Here is a 26,145-nt window from a genome sequence, read left to right as displayed (position 1 = left end):
TCCCACATGATGGCAATCACTGCGGATTTCCGGTTCCCGCCGCGGGCAGCCCGCGCGGCAAGCCTCGCTTTCGCGCTCGTTGCGGTGCTGACGCTGCTCTCGGGCTGCGACTACTTCTTCGGCGACCCCGAAAAGCCGCCGCTGCCGGGACAGCGCATCTCGGTCCTGAAGCTGTCGAGCGCGCTGGTGATCGATCCCTCGCTCGCCGAGAAGCAGGTCGTCCTGCCCAAGCCCGAGACCAATCCGGACTGGCCGCAGCCGGGCGGCTATTCGACCCACGCCATGTATCACCTGGCGCTGAGCGACAACATCAAGACGGCCTGGACCGCGAAGATCGGCCAGTCGGCGGACGACGATCGCGCCATCCTGGCCGAACCCATCTCGTTCGGCGGCCGCGTCTTCACCATGGATGCCGGCGCCACGGTCGCCGCCTTCGACCTCGCCAATGGCGGCCAGGTCTGGCGTACCGATCTCACGCCCGAGGACGAGGATGACGGTCTCTTCGGCGGCGGGCTCACCAGCGACGGGACGCGGCTCTACGTCACCACCGGCTACGAGCATGTCTATGCGGTCGACGCCAGCAACGGCCAGGTCGCCTGGGACGTCGATCTGCGCGCCCCCTTGCGCGCGCCGCCGACCTACAGCGACGGGCGCGTCTTCGTCGTCACGGTGGACAATCAGCTGATCGCGCTCGCGGCCGATGACGGCCGCCGGCTGTGGAGCCATGTCGGCGTGCCGCCGGCCGCGGCCCTGCTCGGCGGTGCCGCCCCCGCCGTCGCCGGCCCCAACGTGATCGTGCCCTTCAGCACGGGCGAGGTGCTGGCCATCCGCGCCGAGACCGGGCGCGTGCTCTGGACCGAGAGCCTCGCCGGCGGCCAGCGCTCGGAATCGCTGTCGCAGCTGGCCGACATCCGTGGCCGCCCCATCATCGATCGCGACCTGGTGGTGGCGGTCAGCCACAGCGGCGTCACGGCGGCGATCGACCTCGCCAACGGGCGCCGGCTCTGGACCAACAATTTCGGCGGCAGCCAGAGCCCCTGGGCGGCCGGCGATTATCTCTACCTGCTGACGCGCGAAGGCGATCTGCTGTGCCTGACCCGCGCCGAGGGCCGCATCCGCTGGGTGCAGACGCTGCCGACCTTCGAGGACATGCAGGAGAAGCGGCATCCGATCTACTGGTCGGGGCCGGTGCTGGCCGGCGACCGGCTGATCGTGACCGGCTCGGACGGTACGGCCTATTCGATCTCGCCCTATACCGGCGAGTTCCTGGGCAAGATCACGCTGCCCGGCCGCTCCCATCTGGCACCGATCATCGTCAACAACACGCTGTTGCTGGTGACCGACAACGCGGAGCTGGTCGCGCTGCGCTGAGGGGGCTTTCCCGGGCGGCTTCGCGTGACGAGAGAGGGCCGATCCGATGCGCCGTGACGGCGAGACGATGGGGCTCACGCTCGCGATCGTCGGCCGACCCAATGTCGGCAAATCCACCCTGTTCAACCGCCTGATCGGCAAGCGCCAGGCGCTGGTCGACGATCAGCCCGGCGTCACGCGCGACCGGCGCTACGGCGAGGGGCGGATCGGGCCGTTTCGCTTCCGCGTCACCGACACGGCGGGATTCGAGGAGGCCAAGGGCGACACGCTCGAAGCCCGGATGCGCGAGCAGACCGAGCGCGCCGTCGAAGAGGCGGATCTCGTCCTCTTCCTCATCGATGCGCGCGAAGGCGTCACCTCGATGGACCAGCATTTCCTGCGCTGGCTGCGCAAGCAGCATCGCCCGATCGTGCTGGTCGCCAACAAGTCGGAATCCAAGGCTTCCTTCGCGGGCCTCGGCGAGGCGCACCGGCTGGGGCTGGGCGAGCCAATCCCGGTCTCGGCCGAACATGGGCAGGGGCTCGATCTGCTCCTGGATGCGATCCGCGACAAGCTGGGCGACAAGGCGAAGCGGGGCGAGCCCGAGGAAGCGGACGACGACGGGGCGGCGTTCGCGGCGCCGGGCGAGGAGCCCGAGTTCGAGGACACGGACGCGTTCGACGAGGCCGCGGCGGCGGCCCATGACAAGGCGGTCGAGGAACGGCCGCTCCAGCTCGCGATCGTGGGGCGGCCCAATGTCGGCAAATCGACGCTGGTGAACCGGCTGATTGGCGAGGAGCGGCTGCTGGTGGGGCCCGAGGCCGGCATCACGCGGGATTCGATCGCGATCGACTGGGAGCATCGCGGCCGGCGCGTGCGGCTGGTGGACACGGCCGGCATGCGCCGCCAGGCCAAGGTGACCGACAAGGTCGAGCGCCTCTCGGTCGCCGATACGCTCAACACCATCCGCTTCGCCGAGGTGGTGATCCTGGTGCTCGACGCGGAGGTCATGCTCGAGAAGCAGGACCTGACCGTGGCGAGCCTGGTGCTGGAGGAGGGGCGGGCGCTGCTGATCGCGGCCAACAAATGGGACCGCATCGAGGACAAGCCCAAGGCGCTCAAGAAGCTCCATGACCGCATCGAGAAATCGCTGACCCAGGCCAAGGGCATCGCGGTGGTGCCGGTTTCCGGCCTCACCGGGCAGAATCTCGACCGGCTGATCGACGCCGCCTTCGCGCTTCACAAGCAGTGGAACCGGCGCCTGCCGACGGCCGCGCTCAATCGCTGGCTGCGCGCGATGGTGGACAGTCATCCGGCCCCGCTCGTGGGCGGCCGGCGCCTCAAGCCGCGCTATATGACCCAGATCAAGACGCGGCCGCCGACCTTCGCCTTCTTCATGAACCGGCCCGAGAAGCTGCCGGACGACTATATGCGCTACCTCACCAACGGCCTGCGCGAGCGCTTCGACCTTCCCGGTGTGCCGATCCGCACCACGCTGCGCAAGATCAAGAATCCTTACGCCGAGGAGTGAGACAGGATTCCTGACGAACGAGGCCTTTCTTCCTACCCGCTTATGACCCTTCGTCTCCTCGATTGACCACCTGGCGCGGCCGGCCTTAGGCTTCGGGGCAGGGGAGAACAGGCATCCTCGAACCTCCGGTCCAACGGCCCCTTGCACCAGGTTCCTCGATGCGCAAATCGCTCATCGTCCTGGACGATGTCTATACCGATCCTGCGGATATGCGGCAGGCGGCGCTGCGGCTCGACTATCCGCTGCCGACGGGCCCCGCGAACTATGCCGGCCGGAATTCCACGAGCAAGCTTCTGGCCGAAGGCAGCGACCGGATGTTCTCCTGGGCCACCGGCGAGCGCCTGGCCGGTGCTACCGACCGCGCCCATGGCGCGCTGCGGCTGACGCTTCCGGGCGACCAGGGCCGCTATCGCGTCCATGTGGATGCGGGCGTCGAATGGTCGGGCGTGCTCTATCTGAACGAGCCGTCGCAATGCCAGGGCGGGACCTCCTTCTTCCGCCATCGCCCGACCGGCACCGACAAGGCCCCCACGACCGACGAGGAGCTCGCGCGTTGCGGCGGTGGAACGGCGGGCGAAGCGCTCGACCGGATCCTCGGCGAGGACTCGAACGACATGACGAAATGGGATCTGCTGCAGACGGTGCCGATGCGCTTCAACCGCCTCGTGCTGTTCCGCCCGTGGCTGTGGCACAGCGCCGGGGAGGGGTTCGGCAGTTCCCTCGCGGACGGGCGGCTGGTGCAGCTCTTCTTCCTGCGGACCGCGCGTGCGGCGTGAGGCTCGCGGCGGCGTCGCGACCGGTCCAGCCTGCCGCCGAAAATTCATAAATGGCCGCGTTTTACAGAACATCGAGAGCGGCGGTGTCATCGCCGGATATCAAGGCCTTGCCGCTCGCGAACGGAAGAAGCGGTGACCCGTCTCATATTGTCGGTATCTGTGACATCCGCCCCCGATTAACCTCTCGCTAACCATATCGGCGCAGCCTTACCCTGCCCGCGGCCGGATCGTCTGCCGCGGTATAGGGGAACGCGGCTGAGACAGTTCAGGCCCTCTCCGCAGACACGACGCCGTTCGTGGCGGAGGCTGGCAAGGTCGACCCTCATCGGACTATCGCTCCTCCTCGGCTGCGGGATTTCCGCCGCGAACGCCGAAACCCCCACCACTGCGCCCCCGGGACCCGTCCGCTTCTTCGTCGATTTCGCGCGCGAGACGCTCGACGACGCCGATCCGACCAAGGACGGCGCGACTTCGATGAATCTGGGCAGCATCCCGGTCAGCTTCGCCGCCATCGACGGGGCGGCCGCGGCCGGGTTGACGGTCGGCCTTGCCGGACGGCAACGATTCGATCTCGATCCCAACCTTTCGGTGACGCTCGAGGCGATCGGCAGCCGCTCGCGCACCGTCGACGACCTGACAATCGGCACCGGCAGCGCCTGGAGCGGCGCCACTTTCTCCTATCACGAGGGCGATCTCACGCTGGCGCTGCAGCCGAACTTCATGCTGGGGTCGGCCGAGGCGCAGCTTCAGCGCATGACCTATGGCCTGACCGCCTGGGCCTCGCAGCGTCTGATCCCGGGCGTGAGCGCCAGGCTCTCCTCCAGCCTGACGCGCCAGGCCGAGGAGAACGACGCCGTTCATCGCGCCGACGGCGCCGCGGCGGAGGCGGCCTTGTCCTTCGATCTGCCGGCGCATTGCACGATGGAGCTGGGCTACCGCTTCGCCCAGAACGATGCCGAGCTCGGGCAGTTCTCGAGCCGCTCCCAAGGCCCGCGCATCGCCACCCACTGGGCCCTGACCTCCACGCTCCGCCTCGGGCTCTCCTACGCCTATGACGAGCGCACCAGTTTCTCGCTGAACCAGGACGCGCTCGAACAGCATGACGATGCGCTGCACCGGATGGATCTCGAGGCCGATTGGGACATCGGCGGCGACCGGATCAGGGGACTCGTCCTGACGGCGAACTACCATTTCGAGAACGCCGCCGCCGCTGCCGACGGCATGGAGCGGCATGTGGGGACGCTCAATCTCGCGTTCGGGTTTTAAAGGGCAGAGAAGAAGAGGAATCAGCCTGTCCCTTCCCCCGGAACGGGGGAAGGTTAGGAAGGGGGCTGCTCGGCTTCCGACAGCACGCAGCCCCTCCCGTCCCCTCCCCCGCAATGCGGGGGAGGGGACAATATAGTTCCTTGAATCTCATTCCCAATCCCCCGCCTTGACGCCTCGGCGCTTCCCGCGCTATTGAATGCTCATTCAAAATTTCAAGACGGCGGAAGATCGATGACAGCCACCTACGATGCCATCGTGGTCGGCGGCGGCCATAACGGGCTGACCTGTGCCGCCTATCTCGCGAAGGGCGGCGAGAAGGAGGGCAAAAACAAGCTCAAGGTGCTGGTGCTGGAGCGCTACCACAAGGTCGGCGGGGCGGCGATGTCCGAGGAGATCTATCCCGGCTTCACCTACTCGACCTGCTCCTATGTCTGCAGCCTGCTGCGCCCCGAGATCTTCCGCTTCCTCGATCTGCCGCGCCACGGGCTCGAGGTGATCCCGTACGAGACCAACGGCCAGCCCAACCCGAACGGGGAGGGCATCGTCACCTATCGCGACCATGACCGCACGCGCGAGAGTCTGCGCCGGCATTCGATCAAGGATGCCGAGGCCTACGACCACTACGCGGCCGAGATCAGCCGGCAATGCCGCTTCATCAAGCCGCTGCTGATGGTGACGCCGCCCGATCCGACCCAGATCAACCCCTTCGCCCAGAACCGCATCAATCCCTGGGGCAAGCGCGAGGATCTCGACGGGCTGCTCAAGATCGCCGCCGAGTTCGGCCGCATGGGCGAGAAGCAGATGTACGAGATCATCCGCTTCTGGACCATGTCGATCGGCGATTTCCTCGACGAGTATTTCGAGCATCCGCGCTGGAAGGGCTTCTCGGCCGCCTCCTCGATCATCGGCACGGCGCTAGGACCTTATTCGCCGGGCACGGCCTATGTGCTGCTGCATCATTATATGGGCGAGGTCGACGGACAGATCGGCGCCTGGGGCTTCGCGCGCGGCGGCATGGGCTCGGTCTCCAAGGCGATCGCGTCCGCCGCGACCGAGGCCGGCGTGGAGATCCGCACCAATGCCGAGGTGGCGAAACTCATCGTCAGGAACGGCAAATGCGTCGGCGTGGCGCTCAAGTCGGGCGAGGAGATCTATGCCAAGACGGTGGTCTCCAACCTCGACCCGAAGCGCACCTATCTGAAGCTGATCGAGAAGTCGGACCTCGACGCGATCGATCCCGACATCCATCGCTACGCGAAGAACTTCAAGATCCGCGGCTCCTCGGGCAAGCTCAACATCGCGCTCGACGGCATGCCGAAATTCGCAGGCCTGCCGCAGGAGGCGGGCTGGGGCACGGTCGATATCGGCGGCGACTTCGACTATATCGAGCATGCCTTCGACGACTACAAATACGGTTCCTGGTCGAAGCGGCCCTTCCTCGACATCGTGATCCCGACCTCGGTCGATCCGACCATGGCTCCGCCCGGCAAGCATTTCATGTCGGTCTTCGTCCAGTACGTTCCCTACAAGCTGGCCGAGAGCCCTTGGACGCCCGAGATGAAGGCGGCGTTCGAGAAGGACGTGCTCGACACCATCGAGGAGAATGCGCCGGGCTTCCGCAAGCTGGTGCTGCATTGCCAGACCCGCACGCCCTGGGACATCGAGAACGAGGTGGGACTGACCGAAGGCAACATCTTCCAGGGCGAGCTCACCCTCGACCAGATGCTGTTCAACCGGCCCTTCCCGGGGCTCGGCCAGTATCGCGGGCCGTTCGACGGATTCTATATGTGCGGCTCGGGCACGCATCCGGGCGGCGGCGTCATGGGTGCTCCCGGCGCCAATGCCGCGCGCGAGATGCTCAAGGATTTCAAGCATGGGGTCGCCCGATGAGCGCCAACCAATATGACGCCATCGTGATCGGCGCCGGCCATAACGGGCTGGTGACGGCCGCCTATCTCGGTAAGGCCGGCCTTCGCACCCTGGTGGTCGAGGCCAACGAGCGTCCCGGCGGCGCGGCGGTGACGCGCGAGTTCGCGCCGGGCTTCAAGACCTCGGCGGTGGCGCATCTCCTCCATGCCCTCCATCCGCGCGTGATCCGCGAGCTGGGGCTCGAGGGTCATGGGCTGAAGCCCCGGCAGCATGCCGCTGGCACCACGGCCCTGCTGCCGGGTGGCGGACGGATCGACATCTCGGGCGACGTGGCGGCCACCGCTGCCTCGATTGGCAAGGTCAGCCACGCCGATGGCGAGGCCTGGGCGCCGGTGATGGCGCGTCTCGTGCGGCTCTCCTCGGCGCTGGGCGATTTCCTGCTGAAGACGCCGCCGTCGCCGGCACCGGGCTCGAACGATTTCCAGACCAAGCTCGCGCTCGGCATGTTCGCGCTCAAGCTCAGGATGCTGGGCAAGAAGGACATGCTGGAGCTCAGCCGCATCCTCACCATCAATGTCGCCGATCTCGCCAACGACTTCTTCGAGAGCGACGCGATCAAGGGTCTCCTGTCGCTCGAGGCCACGCTCGGCGTCTATCTGGGGCCGCGCTCGCCCAACACCGTCTTCAACCTGCTCTATCGCCTGTCCTCCTTCGGCAAGAACGGGCTCGGCGGCTTCTACCTGCCGGCGGGCGGCATGGGTTCGGTCGTCGAGGCGCTGGTCAAGGCCGCAACGGTGGCCGGCGTCACGCTGCGTACTGGCGCACCGGTCGAGCACCTGCTGATCGAGAAGGAGATCGCGACCGGCGTGGTGCTCAAATCGGGCGAGGAGATCCGCGCGCCGATCGTCGCTTCCTCAGCCGACCCGCAGCGCACGCTGCTCCATCTGGTGCCGCCGGGCAATCTGGATATCGAGTTCTCCAAGCGCATCCGGCACCTGCGGATGAACGGCTGCGTCGCCAAGATCCATCTGGCGATGGACGGCCTGCCGGAGGCGCTCAAGGCCTCGGGCGGCCGCGTCGTGGTGGCGCCCTCCATCGACCATGTCGAGCACGCTTTCGATGACGCCAAATATGGCCGCGTCGCCGAGAAGCCGGCGCTCGAGATCGTGATCCCGACGCTGGCCGATCCGGGTCTGGCGCCGGCCGGCAAGCATGTGCTCTCGATGCTCTTCCAATATGCGCCCTACCGCCTGCGCAACACGCCGCCCGATCAGGCGCGCGCCCAGGTGTTCGAGCGCGGCCTGGCCCTCCTCGAGGAGATGGCGCCCGGCACCCGGGGCCTCGTGCGCGCGGCCGAGACCCTGACGCCGCACGATCTTGAAACCCAGTTCGGCCTGTCAGGCGGGCAGTGGCACCAGGGCGAGGTGACGCTCGACCAGGTCTTCTTCCTGCGGCCGGCGGCGAGCTTCCAGCGCTATCGCATGCCGGTGCCGGGCCTCTGGCTCTGCGGCGCCGGCGTCCATCCCGGCGGCAATGTGTCGGGGGCGGCCGGCGCCAACGCCGCGCGCGAGATCCTCAAGGATCTGAAGGCGCGCAAAGGCGGGAGGGTCGCCGCGTGACCCACGTCCAGTATCTCAAGCCCTTCCTGAAGAAGACGCCGTTCCATGCGGCGATGGATCCGCTCATGCATGGCAATGGCTGGATCCGCTGGCAGGGCTATTACTCGCCGGCCTTCTATGACAGCGAGCAGTCGGAATATTTCGCCACGCGCCACGGCGCCTCGGTCTATGACGTCTCGCCGCTGATCAAATATTCGATCACCGGCAAGGACGCGGCGCATTTCGCCAATTTCCTGGTGACGCGCGACCTCGCCAAGATCAAGCCGATGACCGCCGCCTATACCGCCTGGTGCGACGATGACGGCAAGATGCTGGAGGAGGGGACGATCTTCCGGCTGGGCGAGAACGAGTTCCTGCTCAACGCCGCCCTGCATCAGCTCCATTGGCTGGACGACGCCTCTTACGGATTCGATGTCCGCATCGAGGAGGTGTCGGAGACCCTGGCGGGGCTCTCGCTCCAGGGGCCCAATTCGCGGGCGATCCTGCAGGCGATCGGCGTCGCGGGCATCGAGACGCTGCCGCATTTCGGCATCATGGAGACGAGCCTCGACGGCAAGTGGCTGCGCATCGACCGGGCCGGATTCACCGGCGATCTGGGCTACGAGATCTGGGTCAAGCCGCAGGACGCGCTCTGGCTGTGGGAGACGCTGTTCCGCCAGGGCGATCCCTTCAAGATCGCGCCGATGGGCAGCCTCGCCCTCGACATGGTGCGGATCGAGGCGGGCTTCATCCTGGTCGATGTCGATTATATCGGCGCCAAGCATGCGGTCCGCCCGACCGCCGCGGTCTCGCCCTTCGAGGCCGGGATCGGCTGGTGCGTGGGGCTCAAGAAGGACGGCTACTTCGTCGGCAAGCGCGCGCTCACGGCCGAGAAGGAGAAGGGGCTCTCGCGCCATATCCTGATCGGGATCGAGATCGAGGGCCGCAAGCCCGCGCCCGGCGCCTTCCTCTATGCCGACAAGCCCGGCAAGGTGGAGCTCGGCCTCACCACCTCGGCCATGTGGTCGCCGCACCTGAAGAAGAACCTCGCCTTCGCCAAGGTGCCGCCGGCTTATGCCAAGCCCGGCACCGAGATGTGGATCGAGATCTGGTACGGCAAGGAACAGAAGATCGAGCGCTCGATGGTGCGCTGCTGGGCGCGGAACCGCATGTTCTTCGACCCGCCGCGCAAGAAGGCGATGGGGTAAGGCGCCGGCGCGGGTCGCTGCGCGCGACTCCTTGCTTTCCCTGTCGCTCCCTTTTTCTTCCTGTCATGCCCGGACTTGATCCGGGCATCCAGGGGCGGCCCTGGATCGCCGGGTCAGGCCCGGCGATGACAGAAAAGGGGGACGAAAGGACCGCCTGAGGCGTGGCCTGCATTCTTCGGGGTAGTCAGGACGAGATCGTGCCCAGGAAATCCATCCGCAAGCCCGCCCGCCCCAACGACTCCATCCGCGACCGCCGCCGGCGCGAGCTGATCGAGGCGACCATCACCGTCATCGCCAGGCACGGCTATGCCGGCACCACGGTCGCCCGCGTGGCGAAGGAGGCGCGCCTCTCGGTGGGCCTGATGAACTTCCACTTCAAGTCGAAGGACATCCTCTTCGACGAGACCTTCCGCTTCATCTCGACCGAGTATGACGGCGTGTGGCGCGAGGCCACGGCCAAGGTGAAGGGCGCGCCGCCGGCCGTGCGCCTCAAGAGCATGATCGAGGCCTATTTCGACCCGCGCATCTTCACCCACCGCAAGCTCGCCGTCTGGTTCGCCTTCTGGTCGGACGCCAATTTGCGCGACCGCTACCGCGCGCTGGTGCTGCGGGTCGAGCGCCGCTACAGCCGCGAGCTGGAACGGACGCTGCGGGAACTGGCCAAGGGGCATGACATCGCCGTGGCGGGTGCCGCGGTCATGGGAACCTCGCTTACGGCGGCGATCGACGGGCTCTGGCTCCAGTTCATGCTGGATCCCAAGAGCGCGAACCGGCAACGGGCCGTCAAAACCTGCCTGGGCCTTCTCGAGCAGTGGTTCCCGAGGTCCGTGCCGGCTTGAACCGGATCGGGTCGTCCCGAGCCCTCCCCATTCCGGTGCCGCTAGGTCGGGCCCGCCGGCAAGCCCGTATAGCCGGGCGGGACGCCCTCGACGACGATCAGGCGCCGGCGCAGCGCGTCCTTGGCGATGCGGCGGGCCTCGGCATAGTCCGTGGAATCGAACCAGGCCTTGGCGAGCGCCACCGAGGGGAACTCGATGACGACCAGCATCTTCGGGGGCGGCCCGCCTTCGATCAGCTCGCTCGTGCCGCCGCGGACGAGATAGCGGCCCTGATATTTGGCGACGGCGGCGGGGGCCAGTGCGCGGTAACGGTCGAACAGCGCTTGGTTCTGCGGCTCGATTTCGGAGATCACATAGGCGGCCATGATTTTCTCACGCCTCCGGGAAGATGAAGGAAATGTAGGGCGTCGAGGGCGGAAGAGGTGAGTCGCTTCGTCGCTGCGAGGGGCCTTCGCTTCCTCGCCTCCTCCCGGCGGGACTATACTCGGGGCCATGACAGAACATCAGCCCTATCGGCAGTTCCGGCTCCGCCCGATGGCCGGCGCGCTCGGCGCCGACATCGACGGCGTCGATCTGGCGTCCCTCGACGAAGCCGGCTTCGCCGAGCTCAGCCGCGCCTTCTTCGAGCATCTGGTCCTCCATATCCACGACCAGAGGCTGACGCCCGAGCAGCATGTGGCGCTGACCAAGCGCTTCGGGCCCACCAGCCGCTCGCCCTATATCAAGCATATGGAGGAGCATTCCGACATCATCGCCGTGCTGAAGGAGGCCGATGAGGCCAAGATCAGCACCTTCGGCAATGCCTGGCATTCGGATTTCAGCTTCCTCGAGGAGCCGCCCATGGGCTCGCTCCTCTATGCGCGCGAGGTGCCGAGCCATGGCGGGGACACGCTCTTCGCCAATATGTATCTGGCCTATGAGGCGCTCTCGGAGGGCATGAAGCGGATGCTCGATCCCTTGAAGGCGATCCATACCGGCAAGCCTTACGGCGTCAATGGCGTCGGGCCCGATCTCAAGGTCTCGCGCTCGATCGGCATCGAGCGCAACCGGCCCGAGGCTGACCGCGAGATCCTGCATCCGATCGTGCGCGTCCATCCGGTGACGGGCCGGCGCGCACTCTTCGTCAATTCGATCTACACCGCGCGGATCGAGGGCATGACCGAGGCTGAGAGCCGGCCGATCCTGCGGTTCCTCTTCGCCCATGCGGTCCAGCCGGAATTCACCTGCCGCCTGCGCTGGCGCAGCGGCGATCTCGCGATCTGGGACAATCGCTGCGCGATGCATTACGCCGTCAACGACTATGACGGCCAGCGGCGGCTCATGCACCGCACCACGGTGGCGGGCGAGCGGCCGATGGGCGTGGCGGACGAACGCGCCGCGGGTGCCGCATGAGGGCCGCGCGCTTCGTCGCGCTGGCGCTCGGCCTCGCGTTGCTGTCGGGCCTTGGCGGCTGCACCATGTCCGGGGAGAACGCATCCGACCGCTGGGACAGCGATCTCGCCCCCGCCGTGGTCACCAGCGCCGACATCGCGCTGGGCCGCGAGCCCATTCTCTGGGTCGTGCATCAGCCCTTCCCCTATGGCTGGACCTTCTACGGCGCCTCCGACAGCCTCGGCGACCGTCCCGTCGCCCTCTCCAAGGAAGAGGCGCTCAAGCTCGACCCGACGCTCCAGTCGCTCACGGACCTGCCGGTCGGCTTCCAAGCCCACCGCAACAGCCCCGCGGAGCCATGGCAAGTGTCGGAAGGGCACGGGCCGGAGTGAGGTCGGCTGACAGCGAGTGATTACCCCTCCCCCTACCCCCTCCCGCAAGAGGAGGGGGGCTTGATCAACAAACACCTCGCCACCTCCCCTTGCGGGAGGGGGTAGGGGGAGGGGAAGGCAGACGCGATGCGTCCGATTACTTCGCCATCCCCGGCACCGTGATCCGCTCGCCATGCTTCGTGCAGTCGGGCGAGGCGAGCTCGACCATCAGGTCGGTGACATGCTCGGGCGGCGGCAGGGTCTTGGGGTCTTCGCCGGGATAGGCGGCGGCGCGCATGCCGGTGCGGATGCGGCCGGGATCGATCAGGTTGACGCGCAGGTTGGTCTTTTGCGTCTCGGCGGCGTAGGTGGTGGCGAGCATCTCGAGCGCGGCCTTCGAGACCGCGTAGGTGCCCCAATAGGCGCGCATGCCCTGGGCGGCGCCCGAGGTCACGAAGATCGCGCGGCCCGAGGGCGAGGCGCGCAGCAGCGGATCGAGGCTGCGGATAAGGCGCCAGTTCGCGGTGAGATTGACCGCCAGCACCTGGTCCCATTCCTGGGGCCGGATATGGGCCAGCGGCGTCAGCGTGCCGAGCAGGCCGGCATTGGCGACCAGGATGTCGAGCTTCTTCCAGCGCTCGAAGATCGCGGCCCCCAGCCGGTCGATCGCGGCATAGTCGGTGAGGTCGAAGGGGCAGAGCGTGGCGCTGCCGCCCAGCTTCTTCACCTCGTCGTCGATCTCCTCGAGCCCGCCCACCGTCCGCGCCACCAGGACGAGATGGGCACCCTCGGCCGCGAAGCGCTTCGCGGTCGCCGCGCCGATGCCGCGCGAGGCGCCGGTGATGACGGCGATGCGGCCTTCGAGACGGCGGGAGGTGGGGGAGGTCATGAGGGCGGGGGACTCTTTGGTTTCTTTTGTCCCTTCCCCCGTCCCGGGGGAAGGTTAGGAAGGGGGCTGCGCGATGTCGATACCGAGCGGCCCCCTCCCTGACCCTCCCCCTCAAGGGGGGAGGGGACAGGAGACCTCAACCCTCACGCGTTCTCGGTCAGGAGCGAGAGCTGGCGCGGGCTGTTGTCGGTCTGGTCGGTGAGGGTGGTGGGATATTCGCCGGTGAAGCAGGCGTCGCAATATTGCGGCTTGTCGGGATCGCGACGGGGCTGGCCCATGGCGCGGTAGAGCCCGTCGATCGAGATGAAGGCGAGGCTGTCGACGCCGATGATCTTCGCCATCTCGGCCACGTTGTGCTGGGCGGCGAGGAGCTTGCTGCGCTCGGGCGTGTCGATGCCGTAGAAGCAGGAATGGGTCGTGGGCGGGCTCGAGATGCGCATATGCACCTCCTTGGCACCGGCCGCGCGCACCATCTCGACGATCTTCTTCGAGGTCGTGCCGCGCACGATGCTGTCATCGACCAGCACCACGCGCTTGCCGTCGACCTTGGCGCGGTTGGCGTTGTGCTTCAGGCGCACGCCCAGATGGCGGATATGGTCGGTCGGCTCGATGAAGGTGCGGCCGACATAATGGTTGCGGATGATGCCGAGCTCGAAGGGGATGCCCGCCTCCTGCGCGTAGCCCAGCGCCGCCGGCACGCCCGAATCCGGCACCGGCACGATCACGTCGGCCGGCACGCCGTTCTCGCGAGCGAGCTCGGCGCCGATGCGCTTCCTCGCCTCGTAGACGCTGTAGCCCTCGAGCGAGCTGTCGGGCCGCGCGAAGTAGATATATTCGAAGATGCAGAAGCGGTGCTGGCGCTTGGGGAAGGGCTTGATGCTCCGGACGCCGCTATGGTCGATGACGACGATCTCGCCGGGATCGAGGTCGCGCACGTAGGTGGCGCCGATGATGTCGAGCGCGCAGGTCTCCGACGCCAGGATGGTCGCGCTGCCGAGCTTGCCCATCAGGAGCGGGCGCACGCCGAGCGGGTCGCGCACGCCGATCACCATGTCCTCGGCCAGGGCCACCAGCGAATAGGCGCCCTCGATCTGCAGCAGCGCCTCGGTCAGCCGCTCCACCACGTCGCCGCGGCCGGCGGCCGCCATCAGATGGGTGATGACCTCGGTGTCGGTGGTGGACTGGAAGAGGGAGCCGCGCCGGACGAGATCGCGGCGCAGCGCATAGGCATTGGTGAGGTTGCCGTTATGCGCCAAAGCAAAACCGCCGACCTCGAGGTCGGCGAAGAGCGGCTGCACATTGCGGAGGATGGTCTCGCCGGTGGTCGAATACCGGACATGGCCGATCGAGGCATAGCCTTTGAGGCGCTCGACCACCTTGCCGGAGGAGAAGTGGTCGGCGACATGACCCAGCTCGCGATGCGCGTTGAAGCGATGGCCGTCGAAGGCGACGATGCCGGCGGCTTCCTGGCCGCGATGCTGCAGGGCGTGGAGCCCCAGAACCGTATGCGCGGCCGCCTCGTCGATCCCGTAGATCCCGAAGACGCCACACTCCTCCTTGAGATGATCGTCGTCCCAGGGATGGGTGGAGAGCTGGGTCAATTCACGAGGTCCTTGCTTGACGCTGGCCATTCCCGACCGGCCCTCGGGCCCATCGGGCCAGCCCCTCAGGGCTGGGTGTTCTCGAGCAGCCGGTTCAGGTCCTTGCGTTCGGCATCGTTATAGCCGGAAGTCCCGTTGGCGCCACCGGAATCTGGTGCGGCCGAGCCGCCATTGCCAGTCCCGGAGCCGCTCCCGCCCGAAGCCCCATTTGTCGCAGGCTGGGACGGTTGCGAGGGGGTGAGGGTCTGCACCGCCTTGCCCGCATCGATCGCCTGGCCGATGCCGCTGGTGGCGGCGCCCACCGCATCCTCGCCCTGTTTCAGGGCCGACTCGGGGAGAATCTTCAAGAGCAGGCCGGCGCCCTGCTGCACGAGGGGCAAGGTGCGCGACTGGGCGACCCATACGGGGCGGTCCTCCTGCGGGATGGCCCAGGCCATCACCAGATAGGCGAGGCATACCAGAACCGCACCCCTGACCAGCCCGAACAGCAGCCCTAGCGACCGGTCCACGGCGCCCAGCGCGCTGTCGCGCACATTGCGCGAGAGGGCATGGCTCAGGACCGTGAGCACGATAAGGGCCACCACGAAGATCGCGACCCCGGCCGCGATGTCGGCGAAGAGGGCGACCTCGATATATTTGCGGGCGAAGGGCTGGGCGATCGGGAAGCCGTAGATCGTGGCGAGCGCCGCGCCCACCCAGGCGCCGATCGACAGCACCTCGCGCACGAAGCCGCGCATGAAGGCCAGCAGCGCCGACAGCGCCAGGATCGCGATGATGATGAGATCGGCTGAGGTCATGGTCGGTCTGGAGGTCACGCGGGCGCCACCGGCCCCCGCCTCATTCGGGTCTCTCTCGGGCGCTCTACTAACACAGACTCGCCGAGTCAGGGATTAAAGTGATCGACGCGCATTGGTGATCGACAATCATCGCTGTGACCCCTCCCCCTACCCCCTCCCGCAAGGGGAGGGGGCGAGATGCCTGTTGTTCCAGCCCCCTCCCCTTGCGGGAGGGGGTAGGGGGAGGGGGGCCGCATACTCGCTCATGCAGCCGACAGCGGGGATCAAGAGCCCTTCTTCCGCTTCTGCCCGTCCGCCGCCAGCATGGCGACCAGCTCGTGGAGATGGGCGATCTCGCGGGGTTCGATGCCGGTGGCCTTGGGCGTGCCCTTGGCCGCCTTGCCCGCGGCCGGCAGCAGGGCCTTGGCGAATCCGAGCTTGGCCGCCTCGCGCAGGCGCAGCTCCGGCTGGCTGACGCGGCGCACCTCGCCGCCGAGGCCGATCTCGCCGAACACCACCGTGTCCTCGGGCACCACCGCATCGGCCAGCGCCGAGACCAGGGCCGCCGCCACGGCGAGGTCGGCCGCGGGCTCGGCGATCTTCAGGCCGCCCGCCACGTTGAGGTAGACGTCGCGGCCGGCGAAGGCGACGCCGCAGCGCGCCTCCAGCACGGCCAGCACCATGGCGAGGCGATTCGAATCCCAGCCGACGGCGGCGCGGCGCGGGGTGGCGGGGCCGGGCGGGCCGACCAGGGCCTGGATCTCGACCAGCAGCGGCCGCGTGCCTTCGAGCCCGGCGAAGACCGCGGTGCCGCTTACCCGCTCGTGGCGCTCGGCGAGGAAGAGGCGCGAGGGATTGGCGACCTCGGAGAGGCCGCGGTCGGTCATCTCGAACACGCCGATCTCGTTGGCGGGACCGAAGCGGTTCTTGACCGCGCGCAGGATCCGGTAGTGATGGCCGCGCTCGCCTTCGAAATAGAGCACGGTGTCGACCATATGCTCGAGCACGCGGGGGCCGGCGATCATGCCCTCCTTGGTGACATGGCCGACCAGGAGCAGGGCGAAGCCGCGCCGCTTGGCGAGCCGGATCAGCTCGGCGGCGCTGGAGCGGACCTGGGCCACGGTGCCGGGCGCGGAATCCAGCGTGTCGACGAACATGGTCTGGATCGAATCGATGATGACCGCGGCCAAAGGGCTTCGCCCGTCTTTCTTGACGATTGTCGGCGAAGCCGACAGGGGCTCGCCCGTCTCGAGCGAGCCGATGATGTCGCGCACCGAGGTGGCGGCGGCGAGATCGACCTGGGCCTCCGCCAGTCCCATGCGGCGCGCCCTGAGCCGCACCTGGTCGATCGATTCCTCGCCCGAGATATAGGCGACGGCGCCGCGCCTGCCTTTGGACAAGGCGGCCGAGACCTGGAGCAACAGCGTCGATTTGCCGATGCCGGGATCGCCGCCGATCAGGAGGGCCGAGGCGGGAACGAGACCGCCGCCGGTGACGCGGTCGAACTCGGCGATCCCGGTGACATGGCGAGGGGCTTCCTTGACGCTCTCGTCGGCCAGCCGCTCGAACGGGACCGTGCGGCCGCGCCCGCCGCCGGCGCCGAGCCCGCCGGGGGCCGCCTCGCGCGGGGCCTCCTCGGTGATCGAGTTCCACTCGCCGCAATTCTCGCAGCGCCCGCTCCATTTGCTCTGGGTGGCGCCGCAATTCTGGCAGACATAACGGGGCTGGGCCTTGGCCATCAGTCCCTCTTTCCTCTCATCGTCGTCATTCGGTCTTCATCGCCAGCCGCCGTTCCTGTCGTCATCCCCGCGAAAGCGGGGATCCACGTCAAAGCCTGGTGATTTGGATCAGGATGGATCCCCGCTTTCGCGGGGATGACGTGGGAGCGCGACCTCCAAAGAGGAAGACAGAGGCGTGAAAATCTTTACAGCGGCCGCACCGGCATCTTGATCGGGCCTTCGGCGCGGCCGTGGATGAACTGCTCGACATAGGCGTTGCCGGTGCTGTCGATCTCGCCGACCGGGCCCTGCCAGATGATGCGGCCCTCGTGGATCATCGCCACCCGGTGCGCGATGCGGCGCACGCTCGCCATGTCGTGGGTGATCGACAGGGCGGTGGCGCCCAGCGAGCCGACGCATTTGATGATCAGGTCGTTGATCACGTCGGCCATGATCGGGTCGAGGCCGGTGGTGGGCTCGTCGAAGAAGATGATCTCGGGCTTGCGGGCGATGGCCCGGGCGAGAGCCACGCGCTTCTGCATGCCGCCCGAGAGCTCGGCCGGGTAGAGCTCGCCCACCTCGGGGCCCAGCCCCACCGCCGCCAGGTTGCGCAGCGCCGCCTCCTTGGCCTCGTGGCGCCCGACGCCGTCGGCCGACATCAGGCCGAAGGCGACGTTCTCCCAGACCGGCAGGCTGTCGAAGAGGGCGGCGCCCTGGAACAGCATGCCGAACTTGCGCATGACGCGCTCGCGCTCCTCGCCATGGAGCCCGACCGTCTCCTCGCCATCGACCTTGATCGAGCCGGAATCGGGCTCGATCAGCCCCAGCACGCATTTGATCAGCACCGACTTGCCGGTGCCCGAGCCGCCGATCACGACCAGGCTTTCCCGCGGGCTCACATCGAGGTCGATGCCGCGCAGCACCTGCTTGCGCCCGAAGGCCTTGGTCAGGCCGCGGATCTCGATCTTGGGAACAGAGCCGGCTTTGCCGTTCGCGATCATCGCGAGAAGAACAGCTCGGTGACGATGTAGTCGGAGATGAGGATGAGGATGGAGGCGGAAACCACGGCGTTGGTGGTGGCGGTGCCCACGCCCTGTGCGCCGCCCTTGGAATGGAAGCCGTGATAACAGCCCATGAGGGCCACGATGAAGCCGAACACCGCGGCCTTGACCAGGCCCGACACCACGTCGTCGGTCTTGAGGAAATCGAAGGTGTTGTGCAGGTAGGTCGAAGGGTTGAAGCCCAGCTTGTAGGTGCTGAGCAGGTAGCCGCCGAAGACGCCGACGATGTCGGCCACCAGCACCAGGAGCGGCACCATGGTCACGCCGGCAAGCAGCCGCGGCGCCACCAGGTAGCGCATCGGGTTGGTGGAGAGGGTCGAGAGCGCGTCGATCTGGTCGGTGACGCGCATGGTGCCGATCTCGGCCGCCATGGCGGCGCCGATCCGGCCGGCCACCATGAGGCTCGCCAGCACCGGCCCCAGCTCGCGGGTGATCGAGACCACCACGACGTTCGGGATCGCGGATTCCGCGCTGAAGCGCGAGAAGCCGGTGAAGCTCTGCAGCGCCAGCACCATGCCGGTGAAGATCGCGGTCAGTCCCACCACCGGCAGCGAGTAGAAGCCGATCTCGATCATCTGCTTCAGCACGAGGCGCGGGTAATAGGGCGGGCGCACGATATTGATGAAGCCCGAGCCGGCGAACAGCGTGAGCCGGCCCAGCCCGGCCAGCGCGTTGAGGAAGGTGCGGCCGATCGGCTGCAGGACGTTGATCTGGGTCACGGCGCCGCTCCCGTCTGGCTCCCCGGGGTTCCGTCGACCGGCAGGTAATGGCGGGCATAGCGCCGGCCGAGCGCCGTCAAGATCTCGTAGCCGATGGTCCCGGCCTCGGTCGCGAGCGCATCGACGGAATGAAGCGGACCGATGAGATCGACCCAGGCGCCGCGGCGTGCGAGATCGGCGGGCGCGTCGGTCACATCGAGCGTCAGGAGATCCATCGACACGCGCCCCACCACCGGAACCCGCACGGATCCCAGACAGGCATGGCCGCGGTTGCTGAGGGAGCGGGGATATCCGTCGGCATAGCCAGCGGAGATCGTCGCCAAGCGCGACGGCCGGGTCGTGCGATGGGTCGCACCGTAGCCAACGGTCATACCCCTGTCAACGCGACGGACCTGCAGGATTTTGGCTTGCAGCCGAACCACTTGGGCCATCAGGTTCGCCTCGCCTGCGAGCGGCGCCAGGCCGTAGAGCGCGGCCCCCGGACGGACCAGATCCAGATGGAAGTCCGATCCCAGGAAGCTGCCGCCGGAGGCGGCGAGGCTGCTGCGGACATGGGCGAGGCCGAGCCGGCCGCGATCCTTCTCGAAGCTCGCCCGCTGCGCCAGGTTCATCGGATCGGCCGGGTCGTCGCCCGATGCGAGGTGGCTCATCACCAGCGTCAGGCTCAGGCCCTCGAGCGGCTTGCGATAGGCGACCAGGCGATCGACCTCCTCGGCCGAGAGCCCGAGCCGCGCCATGCCGCTGTCGATCTGCAGGCCCGCGGGGGCCTGGCCGCCATGGCTGGTGGCGCGCCACTCGGCGATCTCTTCGAGGCTGCCCAGGACGGGGGTCAGGCGGTGGGCCGCGTAGGCCTCCGCCGCGCCCGGCGCCAGGCCGTTGAGGCAGAGGATCTCGGCATCGGGCAGCAGGCGCCGGAGCGCGATACCTTCCTCGAGCCAGGCGACGAAGAAGGTCCTGGCGCCGGCGCTGTGGAGGGCGGTGGCCACCGGCGCCAGGCCCAGGCCGTAGGCGTCGGCCTTGACCGCGGCGCCGACCGCGGCCGGCGCCGCGCGGGCGGCGATCAGGCGGAAATTGCCGGCCAGCGCCGCGAGATCGATGGTGAGGCGCGCGGCCGCGGTGTCGGACGGGCGATCGCCCGGCTCAGCGGTGGGCATCAGGGACGTGATCGTCGCGGATCAGGTCGCCGAACTTGGTCAGCATGCCGTCGAAGAACAGCTCGACCGTGCCGACCGGGCCATGGCGCTGCTTGGCGATATTGACCTCGGCGACGTTGTGGATCCGCTCGCCGCGCTCCTGCCAGCGGTCCATGCGCTCGCGGAACTTGTCCTCGGTCTCGTCCTCGCGCTGCCGCGGCTCGGCGCGCTCGTGATAGTACTGCTCGCGGAAGATGAACATGACGACGTCGGCGTCCTGCTCGATCGAGCCCGATTCGCGCAGGTCCGAGAGCTGCGGCCGCTTGTCCTCGCGCTGCTCGACCGCGCGCGAGAGCTGGGAGAGCGCCAGCACCGGCACGTTGAGCTCCTTGGCGATGGCCTTGAGGCCGCGGGTGATCTCGGAGATCTCCTGGACGCGGTTCTCGGGCGCGCTGCCGGCCGAGGCGCGCATGAGCTGGAGATAGTCGACCACGATCATGCCCAGCCCGTGCTGGCGCTTGAGCCGGCGGGCGCGGGTGCGCAGCGCGCCGACGGTGAGGGCAGGGGTGTCGTCGATGAAGAGCGGCAGCTCGGAGAGCTCGCGCGCCACCTGGACGAAGGTGGGGAAGTCCTCCTGCTTGAGCTCGCCGCGCCGGATCCGGTCCGAGGAGACGCCGGTCTGCTCGGCCAGGATGCGGGTGGCGAGCTGCTCGGCCGACATTTCGAGCGAGAAGAAGGCGACCTTGGCGCCTTCGGCCGCGACCGGCTTGCCGGTCGCATCCAGGGTCTCGCGGTAGGACCGGGCGGCGTTGAAGGAGATGTTGGTCGCGAGCGCCGTCTTTCCCATGGAAGGGCGCGCCGCCAGGATGACGAGGTCGGAGGGATGCAGGCCGCCCAGGCGCCGGTCCAGGTCGGTCAGGCCCGTCGTGACGCCGGTGATATGGCTGTCGCGCTTGTAGGCGACCTCGGCGGCCTCGATCGCCACCTTGAGGGAGGCGCTGAAGATCTTGAACTCGCCCTCGGTCTGGCCGGTCTCGGCCAGGTCGTAGAGCTGCTGCTCGGCATGCTCGATCTGGTCGGAGGCCGGCATGTCGAGATCGATGCGGAAGGCCTCGTTCACCACCTCCTCGCCCAGCGCGATCAGCTGCCGGCGCAGATAGAGATCGTGGACGGTGCGGCCGTAATCCTCGGCATTGATGATGGTGACGACCGAGTTGGCGAGGCGCGCCAGGTATTGCGCGCCGCCGGCATCGATCAGCGCCGCGTCCTGGTCGAAGAGGTTCTTCAGGGTCAGGATGTTGGCGATCTGGCCGCGCTCGATCAGCTTGCCGATCGCCTCGTAGATGCGGCCATGGAGCGCGTCGGCGAAATGCTCCGGCAGGAGGAACTCGTTGACCTTGTCGAAGACGTGATTGTTCGCGAGCACCGCGCCCAGGAGCGCCTGCTCCGCCTCGTAATTGTGCGGCGGGATGCGCAGCGACGCGGGCTCCGGCTCGGCGCCGCGGAACGATGCGATGTTGCTGCTGCTGAAGTTGCGTTCGACCATCTCGATGCCGACACTATCAACGCACCCGGCTGCTGCGGTCGCGCAAACGCCGATCCCGCCGATGCGATTGACGAGGAACGTGGGGATAACTTAGCGCCGCCGGGCGGGGCCTTTGCAAGTGCCCCGCAGCCCCCCGATTTTGCTGCGCTCTTTGGTTCCCCGCTCAATCTCGATGCGAGAAGCGGGAGCGACTCGGTCTCGTTTCCCTCGTCCCCTCCCCCCGCGAGGGGGAGGGACTGGCAGCTCGTCCCGTCTCGCTGGCCTTTACGCCGCCGCGCTCGAGCGGGTCTGGAACGCGCGCTCGAAGTCGATCATGTAGTCGCGCGTCAGCGGCACGGCCTCCTGGCGGCGGGCGATCTGCATCTGGAACACCATCTGTCCCAGGTTCCGGAAGGCGATCTCGCAGCCGACCAGATAGAACTCCCACATGCGGCAGAAGCGCTCGTCATAAAGGGCACGGATCTTGTCGCGGTTCGCCTGGAAGCGGCGGTACCATTCGCGCAGGGTCTTGGCATAGTGGAGCCGCAGGATCTCGATATCCGTGACCCAGAGCCCGACATCCTCGACCGCGTGGAGCACCTCGGAGAGGGCCGGGGTGTAGCCGCCGGGAAAGATGTATTTGCGCAGCCAGGGATTGGTCGAGCCCGGCGGGTCCATGCGGCCGATCGAATGCAGCAGCATGACGCCGTCCTCGGTCAGGAGCTCCTTCACCTTGCGGAAGAACTCCCGGTAGTGCTTGGTGCCCACATGCTCGAACATGCCGACCGAGACGATCCGGTCGAAGGGCCCTTCCTGGTGGCGATAGTCGCGCAGGTGGAAGCGCAGCCGGTCCGAGAGGCCGGCATCCTTGGCCCGCTGCTCGGAGACCTTGTGCTGCTCGGTCGAGAGGGTCACGCCGGTCACGTCGATATGGGCGAGCTTGGCCAGATAGAGACCCAATCCGCCCCAGCCGCTGCCGATGTCGAGCACGCGCTGGCCCGGCTGCAGCAGCAGCTTCGAGGCCAGATGCAGCTTCTTGTTGGCCTGCGCGATCTCGAGGCTGTCGTTGTCGGAGGCGAAATAAGCGCAGCTATATTGCCGGTCCTTGTCCAGGAACAGGTCGTAGAGCGTGTCCGACAGATCGTAGTGATGCGCCACGTTCTGCTGCGCGCGGCCCACCGGGTTGTGGGTATGGATGAAATGCGTCCAGCGGCCGACGATCTGCTGCAGGCGCTGCAGCGGATGGCTCTCCAGCTCCGCCATGCTGCGGGTCAGGATGTCGAGCACCTCATAGAGCGTGCCGTCCTCGATGGTGAGGCGGCCGTCCATGTAGGCTTCGCCGAAATGGAGCTTCGGATTGAAGAAGAGCTGGCGCTGCAGGCGCCGGTCGTGAATCCGGATGGTCGGTGCCGGCCCGGGGCCGGGCCCGATCACATGCAGCTTGCCCTCCGCGTCGACGACGCGGATCTGCCCTTCGCGAACGATACGCTTCAGAATTTGCGCGGCCAGCATCGCGCCGTCATGCCTCTTCCCAGGTGAATCGCGATCCTGGCTCGGGCCCCCACCCGGCTCGCATGTTTCATGCGAGCGAAGATCGCGTGTCAGGCAACGTTAGTCACAACCGCCGGCCTTGTCCATGCGGGCGAACGGCGTTCGGCGCGTCGGATAATGCAGCGTTTGCAGACCCCTCATGCGGGATCGCGGGAGCCCGAAACGGCGACAGCCGCGGCCCCCTGTCCGGGGATCGCGGCTGTCCTTCGTCTCGTCGTGGCGACCCGCCCGGGAGGGGCGGTCCGGCCGAAACTCGGCTCAGGCCTTCTCGGCCTCGGCCCCTTCTTCGGCGGCCTCGGCGTCGTGCTGTTCCTTGAGCTCCGGCGGCAGCTGGGCCTCGGCATCGGCCAGAAGCTCGTCGAGCGACGCGGCCGGGGCTTCGGTCGAGCCGACATAGCCGCCATGCTTGAGCTGGATCTCGGCCTCTTCCTCCGACTTCGCCACGTTGGCCGTCACGGTCACGATCACCTCCGGATGGAGAGCGACGCGCACCGGGAACAGGCCCAGCGACTTGATCGGCTTGTCCAGCACCACCTGGCGGCGGTCGATGGTGACGCCCTTGGCGCTGACCGCCTCGGCGATGTCGCGCGGGCTGACGGAACCGAACAGCTGTCCGTTCTCGCCGGCTTGGCGCACCAGCACCACGTTCAAGCCGTCGACCTTGCCGGAGACGCTTTCGGCCTCCTGGCGGCGCTTGAGATTGTTGGCCTCGATCTGATGGCGCTGCTGTTCGAAGCGGGCGCGGTTGGCCTCGGTGGCCCGGAGCGCCTTCTTCTGCGGCAGCAGGAAATTGCGGGCGTAGCCCGGCTTGACCTTCACGACCTCGCCGATCTGGCCCAGCTTCTCGATACGTTCGAGCAGGATCACTTCCATGGCGCGGCTCCTACTTCAGCACATAGGGCAGGAGGCCGAGGAAGCGGGCGCGCTTGATGGCCTGGGCCAGGAGGCGCTGCTTCTTCGCGGACACGGCGGTGATGCGGCTCGGCACGATCTTGCCGCGCTCCGAGAGGAAGCGCTGCAGCAGCCGGACGTCCTTGTAGTCGATCTTGGGCGCGTGCTGGCCCGAGAACGGGCAGGTCTTGCGGCGGCGGAAGAAAGGCCGGCGGCCGCTGGCCCGCACGACGGTGGGGGTGCCTTCGGTCATGCCTGCTCTCCTTCATTGCCGGCCGAGTGCCGGGGCTCGCGATCGCTGCGCTCGCCACGATCACTGCGCTCGCCACGGTCGCGATCGCCGCCGAAGCCGCCGCGCTCGCCACGGTCACCGCGCTCGCCGCCGAAGCGGTCGCCGCGGTCCCCGAAGCTGCGCCGCGGACGGTCGCCGAAGCGGTCGCCACCGCGCCCGCCGCGATCACCGCGGCCGCCGCGATCGTCGCCGTCGCGGTTGCGGTTCTGCAGCATGGCCGACGGACCCTCCTCGAGGGCCTCGACGCGGACCGTCAGGTAGCGCAGCACATCTTCGTTGATGCGCATGTTGCGCTCCATCTCGATCACCGCCGGCGCCGGCGCGTCGATATTGAGCAGGGTGTAATGGCCCTTGCGGTTCTTCTTGACCCGGAAGGACAGGTTGCGCAGTCCCCATTGCTCCTTCTTCGTGACCGAGCCGCCATTGGCGGAGACGATCCCGGTGAAGGCTTCGGTCAACTGCTCCACTTGCGCCGAGGAGGCATCCTGGCGCGTGATGAAGACGGTCTCGTAGTAGGGCATTCGGTTCGCAGCTCCTTATGGCTGTTGAATGGCCCGGCGCTGGGAAGGACGAAATCGCCTTCGCATCAGCCGCCCGGACCTAGCCGGCACGCGACCTCAAGGTCATTGGCCGGCAAGGAGTTTTCGAAGAGCGGCGCACTATACACATTGCCCTTGGCGCCGCAAGCTTTTCGGCCGGCCGGGGGCAGGCCCTGATCGCCGCAGGCACTGGACAGGCCGGGGAGGCGCCGCTATCAATGGCCGCCGTTTCCGGACAAGAACAGAAAAGACAGGAATTTCATAGAGATGGCTCGCGCTTTCGTGTTTCCGGGGCAGGGTTCCCAGGCGGTCGGCATGGGCCGCGCCCTGGCCGAGGCCTTCCCCGCGGCCCGGCTGGTGTTCGAGGAGGTGGACGACGCGCTGGGCCAGACGCTGAGCCGGCTCATGGCCGAGGGACCCGAGGCCGAACTGACCCTGACCGAGAACGCCCAGCCGGCGCTGATGGCCGTCAGCATGGCGGCCCTGCGGGTGCTGAGCTCGGAGGGTGGCTTCTCCCTGGCCGACAAGGCGACCTGCGTCGCGGGCCATTCGCTGGGCGAATATTCGGCCCTGGCGGCGGCGGGCGCGCTGACGCTCTCCGATGCGGCGCGGCTTCTGAAGCGGCGCGGACGCGCCATGCAGCGCGCGGTGCCGGTGGGCGAGGGCGCCATGGCGGCGCTCCTGGGCCTCGATCTCGAGGCGGCGGAAGCGATCGCGGCGGCGGCGCGCGAGGCCGGTCCCAAGTCCGAGGTGGTGAGCGTCGCCAACGACAATGCGCCGGGCCAAGTGGTCTTGAGCGGGCACAAGGCCGCGGTCGAGCGCGCGGTCGCCATCGCCGCCGAGCGCGGCACCAAGCGCAGCGTGATGCTGCCGGTGAGCGCCCCCTTCCATTGCGCCCTGATGCAGCCCGCGGCCGACGAGATGCGCGAAGCGCTGGCGGGGACCGCGATCGCGATGCCGGTGGTGCCGATCGTGGCCAATGTCACGGCGAAGCCGGTCAGCGATCCCGAAACGATCCGCCGGCTGCTGGTGGAGCAGGTCACCGGGCTGGTGCGCTGGCGCGAGGGCGTCCTGGCGATGAAGGCCCAGGGCGTCGAGGAGCTGATCGAGCTCGGCGCCGGCAAGGTGCTGACGGGCCTGACCAAGCGCATCGACCGCGAGCTGAAGGGCCAGGCGGCGGGAACCCCCGAAGAGATCGAAGCCGTGCTCAAGACCCTGTGAGCGCCGGCCCCGCCGCCCCGACAGCGGCAACACAAGCGAGCAATTCAAGG

24 protein-coding genes are annotated in these 26,145 nt (G+C 67.8%); 11 read left to right on the top strand and 13 right to left on the bottom strand.

Going from position 1 to position 26,145, the window contains the following annotated elements; genetic code table 11:
• Nucleotides 1-9 precede the first annotated feature (9 nt).
• From FRZ61_RS15535 to FRZ61_RS15500, 8 genes are all read left to right on the top strand, one after another.
• Entirely contained in the window at nucleotides 10-1,371 is a 1,362-nt protein-coding gene (locus FRZ61_RS15535) for a PQQ-like beta-propeller repeat protein (RefSeq protein ID WP_191909043.1), read from the top strand.
• 67 nt (nucleotides 1,372-1,438) lie between these two features.
• Nucleotides 1,439-2,881: a ribosome biogenesis GTPase Der gene (der, locus tag FRZ61_RS15530; protein ID WP_151120842.1), complete on the top strand. Its 1,443-nt coding sequence runs from the start codon at nucleotides 1,439-1,441 to the stop codon at nucleotides 2,879-2,881.
• A gap of 158 nt (nucleotides 2,882-3,039) precedes the next feature.
• Nucleotides 3,040-3,657: a DUF6445 family protein gene (locus FRZ61_RS15525; protein ID WP_151118597.1), complete on the top strand. Its 618-nt coding sequence runs from the start codon at nucleotides 3,040-3,042 to the stop codon at nucleotides 3,655-3,657.
• 474 nt (nucleotides 3,658-4,131) lie between these two features.
• The gene (locus FRZ61_RS15520) at nucleotides 4,132-4,923 is read left to right on the top strand and encodes a hypothetical protein (RefSeq protein WP_151118596.1); all 792 of its coding nucleotides are present in this window, start codon (nucleotides 4,132-4,134) and stop codon (nucleotides 4,921-4,923) included.
• A gap of 231 nt (nucleotides 4,924-5,154) precedes the next feature.
• On the top strand, nucleotides 5,155-6,813 hold the full coding sequence (locus FRZ61_RS15515) for a phytoene desaturase family protein (protein ID WP_151118595.1): 1,659 nt from the start codon (nucleotides 5,155-5,157) through the stop codon (nucleotides 6,811-6,813).
• The gene (locus FRZ61_RS15510) at nucleotides 6,810-8,411 is read left to right on the top strand and encodes a phytoene desaturase family protein (protein WP_151118594.1); all 1,602 of its coding nucleotides are present in this window, start codon (nucleotides 6,810-6,812) and stop codon (nucleotides 8,409-8,411) included. Before FRZ61_RS15515 ends, FRZ61_RS15510 begins: the two co-directional genes overlap by 4 nt.
• Entirely contained in the window at nucleotides 8,408-9,598 is a 1,191-nt protein-coding gene (locus tag FRZ61_RS15505) for an aminomethyltransferase family protein (RefSeq protein ID WP_151118593.1), read from the top strand. Before FRZ61_RS15510 ends, FRZ61_RS15505 begins: the two co-directional genes overlap by 4 nt.
• A gap of 197 nt (nucleotides 9,599-9,795) precedes the next feature.
• The gene (locus tag FRZ61_RS15500; protein ID WP_191909042.1) at nucleotides 9,796-10,437 is read left to right on the top strand and encodes a TetR family transcriptional regulator C-terminal domain-containing protein; all 642 of its coding nucleotides are present in this window, start codon (nucleotides 9,796-9,798) and stop codon (nucleotides 10,435-10,437) included.
• Between the two features lie 41 nt (nucleotides 10,438-10,478).
• On the opposite strand, the gene FRZ61_RS15495 is transcribed toward FRZ61_RS15500, so the two are convergent.
• The gene (locus FRZ61_RS15495; protein ID WP_151118591.1) at nucleotides 10,479-10,802 is read right to left on the bottom strand and encodes a DUF1330 domain-containing protein; all 324 of its coding nucleotides are present in this window, start codon (nucleotides 10,800-10,802) and stop codon (nucleotides 10,479-10,481) included.
• Nucleotides 10,803-10,929: 127 nt separating this feature from the next.
• Here FRZ61_RS15495 and FRZ61_RS15490 point away from each other — a divergent pair, with 127 nt between their 5' ends.
• On the top strand, nucleotides 10,930-11,829 hold the full coding sequence (locus tag FRZ61_RS15490; protein ID WP_151118590.1) for a TauD/TfdA dioxygenase family protein: 900 nt from the start codon (nucleotides 10,930-10,932) through the stop codon (nucleotides 11,827-11,829).
• On the top strand, nucleotides 11,826-12,200 hold the full coding sequence (locus FRZ61_RS15485) for a hypothetical protein (protein WP_151118589.1): 375 nt from the start codon (nucleotides 11,826-11,828) through the stop codon (nucleotides 12,198-12,200). Before FRZ61_RS15490 ends, FRZ61_RS15485 begins: the two co-directional genes overlap by 4 nt.
• A 136-nt stretch (nucleotides 12,201-12,336) precedes the next feature.
• On the opposite strand, the gene FRZ61_RS15480 is transcribed toward FRZ61_RS15485, so the two are convergent.
• The 12 genes from FRZ61_RS15480 to rpsF all read right to left on the bottom strand — a co-directional run bounded on the left by FRZ61_RS15480 (nucleotide 12,337) and on the right by rpsF (nucleotide 24,856).
• Nucleotides 12,337-13,068 (bottom strand): SDR family NAD(P)-dependent oxidoreductase, encoded by a 732-nt coding sequence (locus tag FRZ61_RS15480; RefSeq protein WP_151118588.1) that lies wholly within the window; start codon nucleotides 13,066-13,068, stop codon nucleotides 12,337-12,339.
• 143 nt (nucleotides 13,069-13,211) lie between these two features.
• Entirely contained in the window at nucleotides 13,212-14,699 is a 1,488-nt protein-coding gene (gene purF, locus FRZ61_RS15475; protein ID WP_151118587.1) for an amidophosphoribosyltransferase, read from the bottom strand.
• Between the two features lie 35 nt (nucleotides 14,700-14,734).
• Complete coding sequence (locus tag FRZ61_RS15470) at nucleotides 14,735-15,466, bottom strand: CvpA family protein (RefSeq protein ID WP_151118586.1); 732 nt, start codon at nucleotides 15,464-15,466, stop codon at nucleotides 14,735-14,737.
• Nucleotides 15,467-15,729: 263 nt separating this feature from the next.
• Entirely contained in the window at nucleotides 15,730-17,184 is a 1,455-nt protein-coding gene (gene radA / locus FRZ61_RS15465) for a DNA repair protein RadA (RefSeq protein WP_151118585.1), read from the bottom strand.
• Between the two features lie 185 nt (nucleotides 17,185-17,369).
• Nucleotides 17,370-18,164 (bottom strand): ABC transporter ATP-binding protein, encoded by a 795-nt coding sequence (locus FRZ61_RS15460; protein ID WP_151118584.1) that lies wholly within the window; start codon nucleotides 18,162-18,164, stop codon nucleotides 17,370-17,372.
• On the bottom strand, nucleotides 18,161-18,934 hold the full coding sequence (locus tag FRZ61_RS15455) for an MlaE family ABC transporter permease (protein WP_151120841.1): 774 nt from the start codon (nucleotides 18,932-18,934) through the stop codon (nucleotides 18,161-18,163). Before FRZ61_RS15455 ends, FRZ61_RS15460 begins: the two co-directional genes overlap by 4 nt.
• 5 nt (nucleotides 18,935-18,939) lie before the next feature.
• Nucleotides 18,940-20,097, bottom strand: a complete 1,158-nt coding sequence (alr, locus tag FRZ61_RS15450) for an alanine racemase (protein ID WP_151118583.1) — start codon at nucleotides 20,095-20,097, stop codon at nucleotides 18,940-18,942.
• Nucleotides 20,084-21,622: a replicative DNA helicase gene (locus tag FRZ61_RS15445; RefSeq protein WP_151118582.1), complete on the bottom strand. Its 1,539-nt coding sequence runs from the start codon at nucleotides 21,620-21,622 to the stop codon at nucleotides 20,084-20,086. The genes alr and FRZ61_RS15445 overlap by 14 nt, the downstream gene beginning before the upstream one ends.
• A gap of 264 nt (nucleotides 21,623-21,886) precedes the next feature.
• Nucleotides 21,887-23,113, bottom strand: a complete 1,227-nt coding sequence (locus FRZ61_RS15440) for an SAM-dependent methyltransferase (RefSeq protein WP_151118581.1) — start codon at nucleotides 23,111-23,113, stop codon at nucleotides 21,887-21,889.
• Between the two features lie 297 nt (nucleotides 23,114-23,410).
• On the bottom strand, nucleotides 23,411-24,025 hold the full coding sequence (gene rplI, locus FRZ61_RS15435) for a 50S ribosomal protein L9 (RefSeq protein WP_151118580.1): 615 nt from the start codon (nucleotides 24,023-24,025) through the stop codon (nucleotides 23,411-23,413).
• A gap of 10 nt (nucleotides 24,026-24,035) precedes the next feature.
• Nucleotides 24,036-24,272: a 30S ribosomal protein S18 gene (gene rpsR, locus FRZ61_RS15430; protein WP_456077639.1), complete on the bottom strand. Its 237-nt coding sequence runs from the start codon at nucleotides 24,270-24,272 to the stop codon at nucleotides 24,036-24,038.
• A 20-nt stretch (nucleotides 24,273-24,292) separates the two neighbouring features.
• Complete coding sequence (gene rpsF / locus FRZ61_RS15425; protein WP_151118578.1) at nucleotides 24,293-24,856, bottom strand: 30S ribosomal protein S6; 564 nt, start codon at nucleotides 24,854-24,856, stop codon at nucleotides 24,293-24,295.
• Between the two features lie 285 nt (nucleotides 24,857-25,141).
• On the opposite strand from rpsF, the gene fabD reads away from it, so the two are divergent.
• On the top strand, nucleotides 25,142-26,095 hold the full coding sequence (gene fabD / locus FRZ61_RS15420) for an ACP S-malonyltransferase (RefSeq protein ID WP_151118577.1): 954 nt from the start codon (nucleotides 25,142-25,144) through the stop codon (nucleotides 26,093-26,095).
• Nucleotides 26,096-26,145: the final 50 nt, after the last annotated feature.

Source organism: Hypericibacter adhaerens (assembly GCF_008728835.1).
Taxonomy (GTDB): Bacteria; Pseudomonadota; Alphaproteobacteria; order Dongiales; family Dongiaceae; genus Hypericibacter; species Hypericibacter adhaerens.
Note: the sequence above shows the minus strand (reverse complement) of the source record. Positions and strands in the feature narration are given on the sequence as shown.

Coding starts and splice junctions, on each gene's coding strand:
- fabD (WP_151118577.1), top strand. CDS start 25,142: ATGGCTCGCGCTTTCGTGTTTCCGGGGCAGGGTTCCCAGGCGGTCGGC.
- purF (WP_151118587.1), bottom strand. CDS start 14,699: ATGGCCAGCGTCAAGCAAGGACCTCGTGAATTGACCCAGCTCTCCACC.
- radA (WP_151118585.1), bottom strand. CDS start 17,184: ATGGCCAAGGCCCAGCCCCGTTATGTCTGCCAGAATTGCGGCGCCACC.
- FRZ61_RS15520 (WP_151118596.1), top strand. CDS start 4,132: ATGAATCTGGGCAGCATCCCGGTCAGCTTCGCCGCCATCGACGGGGCG.
- FRZ61_RS15460 (WP_151118584.1), bottom strand. CDS start 18,164: ATGATCGCGAACGGCAAAGCCGGCTCTGTTCCCAAGATCGAGATCCGC.
- FRZ61_RS15470 (WP_151118586.1), bottom strand. CDS start 15,466: ATGACCTCAGCCGATCTCATCATCATCGCGATCCTGGCGCTGTCGGCG.
- FRZ61_RS15510 (WP_151118594.1), top strand. CDS start 6,810: ATGAGCGCCAACCAATATGACGCCATCGTGATCGGCGCCGGCCATAAC.
- FRZ61_RS15515 (WP_151118595.1), top strand. CDS start 5,155: ATGACAGCCACCTACGATGCCATCGTGGTCGGCGGCGGCCATAACGGG.
- FRZ61_RS15525 (WP_151118597.1), top strand. CDS start 3,040: ATGCGCAAATCGCTCATCGTCCTGGACGATGTCTATACCGATCCTGCG.
- alr (WP_151118583.1), bottom strand. CDS start 20,097: ATGCCCACCGCTGAGCCGGGCGATCGCCCGTCCGACACCGCGGCCGCG.
- FRZ61_RS15490 (WP_151118590.1), top strand. CDS start 10,930: ATGACAGAACATCAGCCCTATCGGCAGTTCCGGCTCCGCCCGATGGCC.
- FRZ61_RS15480 (WP_151118588.1), bottom strand. CDS start 13,068: ATGACCTCCCCCACCTCCCGCCGTCTCGAAGGCCGCATCGCCGTCATC.
- FRZ61_RS15535 (WP_191909043.1), top strand. CDS start 10: ATGGCAATCACTGCGGATTTCCGGTTCCCGCCGCGGGCAGCCCGCGCG.
- rplI (WP_151118580.1), bottom strand. CDS start 24,025: ATGGAAGTGATCCTGCTCGAACGTATCGAGAAGCTGGGCCAGATCGGC.
- FRZ61_RS15485 (WP_151118589.1), top strand. CDS start 11,826: ATGAGGGCCGCGCGCTTCGTCGCGCTGGCGCTCGGCCTCGCGTTGCTG.
- der (WP_151120842.1), top strand. CDS start 1,439: ATGGGGCTCACGCTCGCGATCGTCGGCCGACCCAATGTCGGCAAATCC.
- FRZ61_RS15440 (WP_151118581.1), bottom strand. CDS start 23,113: ATGCTGGCCGCGCAAATTCTGAAGCGTATCGTTCGCGAAGGGCAGATC.
- FRZ61_RS15445 (WP_151118582.1), bottom strand. CDS start 21,622: ATGGTCGAACGCAACTTCAGCAGCAGCAACATCGCATCGTTCCGCGGC.
- rpsF (WP_151118578.1), bottom strand. CDS start 24,856: ATGCCCTACTACGAGACCGTCTTCATCACGCGCCAGGATGCCTCCTCG.
- FRZ61_RS15495 (WP_151118591.1), bottom strand. CDS start 10,802: ATGGCCGCCTATGTGATCTCCGAAATCGAGCCGCAGAACCAAGCGCTG.